General features: G+C 53.8%; 7 protein-coding genes and 1 pseudogene. 7 read left to right on the top strand and 1 reads right to left on the bottom strand.

The features are described from left to right. Positions 1–428 (bottom strand): annotated as a pseudogene (locus LKD37_RS16560) (sigma-70 family RNA polymerase sigma factor); the annotation flags it as partial. 247 nt (positions 429–675) lie between these two features. Between LKD37_RS16560 and LKD37_RS16565 the strand changes: the two are divergent. The 7 genes from LKD37_RS16565 to LKD37_RS16595 form a co-directional block, all read left to right on the top strand. Next, positions 676–891, top strand: coding sequence for a transposon-encoded TnpW family protein (locus tag LKD37_RS16565; protein WP_302930189.1), 216 nt, complete (start codon positions 676–678; stop codon positions 889–891). Further along, a complete protein-coding gene (locus LKD37_RS16570) occupies positions 882–2,921 on the top strand; it encodes a recombinase family protein (protein ID WP_302930190.1) in 2,040 nt (679 codons plus the stop codon). The genes LKD37_RS16565 and LKD37_RS16570 overlap by 10 nt, the downstream gene beginning before the upstream one ends. Positions 2,922–2,991: 70 nt before the next feature. Beyond that, positions 2,992–3,621, top strand: coding sequence for a CHC2 zinc finger domain-containing protein (locus LKD37_RS16575; protein WP_302930191.1), 630 nt, complete (start codon positions 2,992–2,994; stop codon positions 3,619–3,621). Continuing rightward, a complete protein-coding gene (locus tag LKD37_RS16580; protein WP_302930192.1) occupies positions 3,593–4,894 on the top strand; it encodes a DNA primase family protein in 1,302 nt (433 codons plus the stop codon). Before LKD37_RS16575 ends, LKD37_RS16580 begins: the two co-directional genes overlap by 29 nt. A 516-nt stretch (positions 4,895–5,410) precedes the next feature. Continuing rightward, on the top strand, positions 5,411–5,626 hold the full coding sequence (locus LKD37_RS16585) for a DUF6471 domain-containing protein (protein WP_112090998.1): 216 nt from the start codon (positions 5,411–5,413) through the stop codon (positions 5,624–5,626). 15 nt (positions 5,627–5,641) lie between these two features. Then, positions 5,642–5,848, top strand: a complete 207-nt coding sequence (locus LKD37_RS16590) for a DUF3847 domain-containing protein (RefSeq protein WP_302930193.1) — start codon at positions 5,642–5,644, stop codon at positions 5,846–5,848. A gap of 195 nt (positions 5,849–6,043) precedes the next feature. Continuing rightward, a partial coding sequence (locus LKD37_RS16595) for a hypothetical protein (RefSeq protein ID WP_302930194.1) occupies positions 6,044–6,291 on the top strand: 248 nt, incomplete at its 3' end.

A 6,291-nucleotide genomic window follows, 5' to 3' on the forward strand; every position in this document is an offset into this window, starting at 1 on the left:
AGGTTTTCGTGGTCACGCTCCCGGCGTTCCCGATTTCTGTCCAGCTTGTTCCACTCGTCTACCACAGTCAGAAAATCGGATTCCGTCCGGGCTGCTTCCTCCAGCCGCCGCAGAGCCTCTGCCCGAATTTCCCGTTTGAGCCGTTTTTCGCTGGTGGGCGCAGCTTCTTCCTCCTCGTCCTCCAGCTCGGCGTTGTAGTCTCTGGGGTGCTCGTCTTGCTCCAGCTCGCTTTCCAGCTCCAGCGTGCGTTCCTCTGCAAGCGCTTCCTCCAGTGTCTCGTCCTCCGGCGCACCGTCCGACGCATCCTCCCAATCGGCAAAGCCGTCCGCATCCATTTCAAGACTGGTTTTCTCTATTTGCTCCTCGGCATCTTCTTCCTCCTCGGAAAAATCATCATCCAGCAGCAGCTCATCCTCCCATGGTTCCACGACAGCTTCACCTCCCCGAAAAAATATTTTTCTTTTTTCAAAAACAGTTCCGATTTACACCCCGTATTTCTCCTATTAGTAGAGAAAGTAATCTTAGCGCAAGTTACACGGGTTACTTTCCGAGCCATCAGCGAAGAAAAGGAGGATATGGAGCATGGAAAACCAACAGAAAGCCAGGGTTAGCTTACAGCCAACGGAACCAAACACATTATATCAAAAACCAACCAATCACGCAAGGAGGATGCCTATGGAGCAGAACAAACGAGAACAGTTTATCATCCGCCGGATCGGCGGCACCACCTACAAGGCCAAAGTCGTATTCAATGAAAGCGGCTACGAGACCATGGAGGATAAAATTTTGCGGATGATCCGCAATGAAGGGGTTACAAATGACGGCACTTATGCTATAATGGAAGCACCACAAATGAGCCGTCAGTCTGAAAGGAGCGCCGAATGCGCATGAAACAGGCTGAGGAAAAGATTACCGCTCTGTATGAGCGGCTGAGCCGTGACGATGACAATGCCGGTGACAGCAATTCCATCGTGAATCAGAAAAGATACCTCGAAAGCTACGCCCAGCAGAGAGGCTACACCAACTGCCGCCATTACACCGATGATGGCTGGAGCGGCGGCAATTTCGAGCGGCCTGCATGGAAACAGCTTATCGCAGACATTGAGGCAGGTAGGGTTGCCCATGTGATCGTCAAGGATATGAGCCGGGCGGGGCGTGACTATCTGCAAACCGGATTTTACACGGAGGTATTCTTCCGGCAGCACGGCGTTCACTTTGTCGCTATTGCCAACAGCGTGGACAGCGACGACCAGAACAGCAACGAGTTTGCCCCCTTCCTCAACATCATGAATGAATGGTATCTGCGCGACCTGAGCCGCAAGCAGAAAACCGCCATTCGTGTCAAAGGGGAATCCGGCAAGCCTACCACCAACTGCGCTATCTATGGCTACAGGAAAGACCCGGAAAACAAATACCATTGGCTGATCGACGAGGAAGCTGCCGCCGTGGTGCGCCGTATTTTCCGATTAACCATTGAGGGCAAAGGCCCCTACGATATTGCCCGTATTCTCTTTGAGGATAAGGTGGAGACGCCTGCCGTGTACTTTGGTAAACAGGGCAAGGGCATCTGGAAAAGCAAAGAGGAATTTTCCAATCCCTATAACTGGAGCGGCTATGTCGTGGGACAGATTCTCTCCAAGCCGGAGTATATGGGGCATACGGTGAATTTCCGTTCTCACAAGCAGTCCTACAAAGATAAAAACGCCGTGAAGAATCCCAGGGAGGACTGGCTGATCTTTGAGGATACCCACGAGGCCATTGTGGACAGGGAAACATGGGAGCTTGTACAAAAGCTCCGCAAGACGCCCAAGCGCATCGACACGTTGGGTGAGGCAAATCCGCTGACCGGTCTTTTGTACTGCGCCGATTGTGGAGCCAAAATGTATAATCAACGGTCAAGGGGGACAGAAAGTAAGCCGTATCCCTATGATGTGTTTGAATGCTCCACTTACAAATTGGCGGGTCAAAAACGGTCTGCCGCTTGCTGTGGACATCATATCAGTACCAAGGCTCTGCGCACACTGATTCTGGACACCATCCGCACGGTCAGCACCTTCGCAATTTCCAATCAGGAGGCGTTCATGGAAAAGGTGCGCTCCGCCTCCCAGCTCCAGCAAACGGAAGCGGCCAAGGATGCCAAGCGGAAGCTGAGCAAGGACAAGAAACGCATTGCCGAACTGGACACCATCATCAAAAAGCTCTATGAATCCTTTGCTGTCGGACGCATCACCGATGAACGCTTTGACAGTCTGCTGGCGGATTACGAAGCCGAGCAGAAAACGCTGCAAGTTTCTGTCACAGAAGCGGAAGAAAGGCTGTCCGCTTTCGCAGAGGACAGTGCCCGTGTGGAGCAGTTTCTGGAGCTGGCAAGGAAGTATACCGATTTTTCTGAGCTGACCACGCCCATGATCAACGAGTTTATTGAGAAAATCATCGTCCATGCCCCGGAGCGTATCGACGGCGACCGGGTGCAGGAGGTAGAAATTCACCTTCGCTTTATCGGGCAGTTTGAGCTTCCCGCGCCGGAGCTGACTGAGGGAGAAATCAAGCGGCAGGAACAGCTCAAGCGGCACCGCATCAAAAGCCGGGAGCGGTATCAGAAAATCAAGGCTGGAGAACACGCTGTCGGTCAGCCCTTCACGCTGACCTGTAAGTGCTGCGGTCAGGAATTTGCATCCAAACGGACGAACACCCTGTTCTGCGGCCCCAACTGCCGTGCGAAATTCTACCGTCAGGAGGCGGCAGAGGGCCGCAGCCGGGCGTGTACCTGCGAAAACTGCGGCAAGGTGTTCACCACAACGAGGTCAGATGTGAAATATTGCAGTGACGATTGTCGGTATGCAGCACAGATCAAGCGGCAGGGCGCACGGAAGAAAGCCTTGCGAGAAGCTAAGAACGAGGAAGAAGCGAAAACAGCATAAGATAAGACGCAAACGGCGGCTTGCCCCTCAATGGGCAGGCCGCCGTTTTTTGCGCAGAAATGGAGGAACAATGAATCTTTTTGAAATTGTAAAATACGGCGTAAGCTGCCGGGAGGCAGCGGAGCGGTACGGCGTGGAGGTCAACCATTATGGCATGGCCCTCTGCCCCTTTCACAACGACCGGCACCCCAGCCTGTATGTGGCGGACGATCATTATTATTGTTTTGCCTGCGGGGAACACGGGGATGTGATCGACTTTGTGGGCAAGCTGTTTCAGCTTTCGCCCTATGATGCGGCGTGGAAGCTGATGGCAGATTTTCATCTCAGCCCGGACAAGCCGCCCAGCGCAGCAGCACTCCACGCAAAGCGCATCCGAACAGAAGCACAGCAGCTCATGGAAAACGAGCGGCTGTGCTTTTCTGTTCTGTCGGATTACGCCCGTGTGCTGTGGGATTGGAAGGTGCGGTATGCGCCGCAATCTCCTGACGCGCCTGTTCATGCACGGTTTGCGGAAGCCTGTCACAACCTCGACCAGACAGAATACTACTTGGATATTCTGTGCGCTGGGGATTCCCACGAACGTGCTGAAGTGGTGCAGCGGCAGATGGCGGACGGCAAACTGGACAGGCTGCGAAGAAGATTAGACGAAATTCACAAGGAGGAATTGGAAGATGGATATGACACCGCAGGCGTGGCCTGACTGGTACGATGGCAGGCACATCAACGAGGTGCTGTTCTGTCAACAGTTTTTGGACAAGCACCCCATGAAATGTGTGCGTGGGCGGCTGTTCACCGTGGACGGGCTGATTGAGGATGAAGGGCAGATTGGGAATCTCATTCTGGAGGAAATCTCCGGCGTGCTGACCGCCAATCTTTCCAAGACGGTTGCGAATCTGCTTGCCAGCATCAAGCTGCAAGCGTATTCGCCGCCGCTGCCCATTGAAACCGACCGCATCCATGTTGCCAACGGAACGTACTTCATGGACGGCAGCTTTACCGCCGACAAGAGCTACTGCAACAACCGGCTGACGGTCGCCTACAACCCTGACGCGCCCACTCCGAAAAAGTGGCTGCAATTCCTGTCCGAGTTGCTGCAACCGGAGGATATTCCCACCTTGCAGGAGTTTCTCGGCTACTGTCTGCTGCCTACCACCAAGGGACAGAAGATGCTCATGCTCATCGGTAAGGGCGGCGAGGGCAAAAGCCGCATCGGACTGGTCATGCGCTCGCTGTTGGGTGACAGCATGAATACCACCAGCATCCAGAAGGTGGAGAGCAACCGGTTCAGCCGTGCGGACTTGGAAAACAAGCTCCTGATGGTAGATGACGATATGGACATGAGTGCACTGCCCAAGACCAATTATATCAAGTCCATCGTTACTTCCGAGTGTAAGATGGACATGGAGCGCAAGGGCGTTCAGAGCTACCAGAGCCAGCTCTATGTCCGCTTTCTCTGCTTTGGCAACGGTGCACTGACCGCCCTGCACGACAAGTCCGACGGCTTCTTTCGTCGCCAGATCGTGCTGACCACCAAGGACCGTCCCGCAGGCAGAGCGGACGATCCCTTTCTGGTGGATAAGCTGCTGCGGGAGAAAGAGGGTATCTTTCTCTGGTGTCTGGAGGGTCTGCACCGGCTGATTGGGAACAACTATCAGTTCACAGTCAGCTCCAAGGCCAGAGAAAACATGGAAACGGTGAAGCGCAGCAGCAACAATGTGATCGAGTTCCTGCAATCTGAAGGGTATATCCGGTTCAAGGCCGACAGTGAAGCCAGTTCCAAGGCAATCTATGAAGCCTATACCCGTTGGTGTGATGACAACGCACAGAAGCCCATGTCGGCAAACCGGCTCAGCTCCGAACTGGCGCAGAACGAACGCCTTTACAATGTGGAGGCCACCAACAATGTCCATGTCGGCGGCAAGCGGGTGCGTGGCTTTGTGGGCATCGAGGTGGTTAATCCGCTGCCGAATTGAAAACGAGGAGTGGACTTCAAAACAGCCGTACACGCCGTACACTCTGTACGGCTATTTTCAACTTCATCCGCAAAATACGGTTTTGCCTATGCGTTTGGTGAAGCAATTCACGGCATAGTGTAAAATCTGCTGCTGAATCGGCATCCGGTACGCAAAACCGGCGTACAGCAGCGTACAGAAGTCGGCTTTGCCGTACCGAGCCGTACACAGACGGCTCAATTTTTCAGCCCTGAAATCAATCCTTGTGAAAACCGTGAAGATTTTTGCCGTAGGTCGAACGCACTGCACCATCAGGTGATTTACCGAAGCGTGAAGCCGCTACACCGGGATGTAGCCTATCCCACCGTTCCGCATGACCTCGCGCAGAATGATGAAGCCGGTAGGGTGCTGTTATGAACAGAGCATCACGAATGGAAATCTGAGCGGATTTGCGGCATGGCAGATTTTTCATCTCCCCACACACCAGCATCACCGATACGAAACTACACTACACGAAATTATGGAGGTAAAAAGTTGATGAAATCCAATCTGAGAAATGAGATCAAATCGTACATCGTCCGTCAGGGAATGACCATGCAGGAGGTAGTCGATCTGCTGCGGGACGAACACGGCTGGTCCGACAGCGTATCCAACCTATCCAACAAGCTCCAACGGGAGTCCCTGCGGTATGTTGAAGCCGTTCAGCTTGCCGATGCGCTGGGGTATGAGATCGTCTGGCAGCGGAGAAAGTAAGGAGGGGTTTTTATTATGACAGATGCAGAGAAGAAACTGCTGCAAGCGCAGCATCGCTTGGAGGAAGCGCAGGCACGGGATCGTGTCAAGGAACGAAAGATGCGAACGCGCAGGCTCATTCAAGAGGGCGCGGTTCTGGAAAAGGTGCTGCCGGAGGTTCGGACTATTGAGCTGTCTGAGTTGGAGGGGTATCTTTCACAAAAACTGGGAAATCAAACTTAAATTTCAGATGGGAGGTCTCTGGCGGAACCGGGGGCCTCCTTCTTTTTTCTCCCGTAAGGGCGCACTTACTCACCACCCTAAAGGGCAGTGGTATGCCTGCGGCATCGTGCGTTCTCCGAGGGGGATTGCGGCTGCTGCGGCAGCCTCCAGACAATGCCACAGCACCTGCGGGCGCTGCTGTCATCGTCTGTGCGATTGGGCAAATACCGTCGCTTCAACCAACGCTATTTTCCAACCGCCTGCGCAAACCTGCCACCGGCAGCTTTGTTTGCGGCTATGCCCCGAAGCTCGGCTTCGGGGCAGTTTCTCTTTTGCGAAAGAGAAACAGAAAAAAGAAAACGAGGTAAACGAACGATGGCAATTTACCATCTGGAAGCGAAGGTGGTCAGCCGGGGCGCAGGACGCTCCGCTGTGGCCGCCTCCGCTTATCTGAGCTGTTCCCG

Origin of the sequence: Brotocaccenecus cirricatena (assembly GCF_020687045.1) — a bacterium.
Classification (GTDB): Bacteria; Bacillota; Clostridia; order Oscillospirales; family Oscillospiraceae; genus Vescimonas; species Vescimonas cirricatena.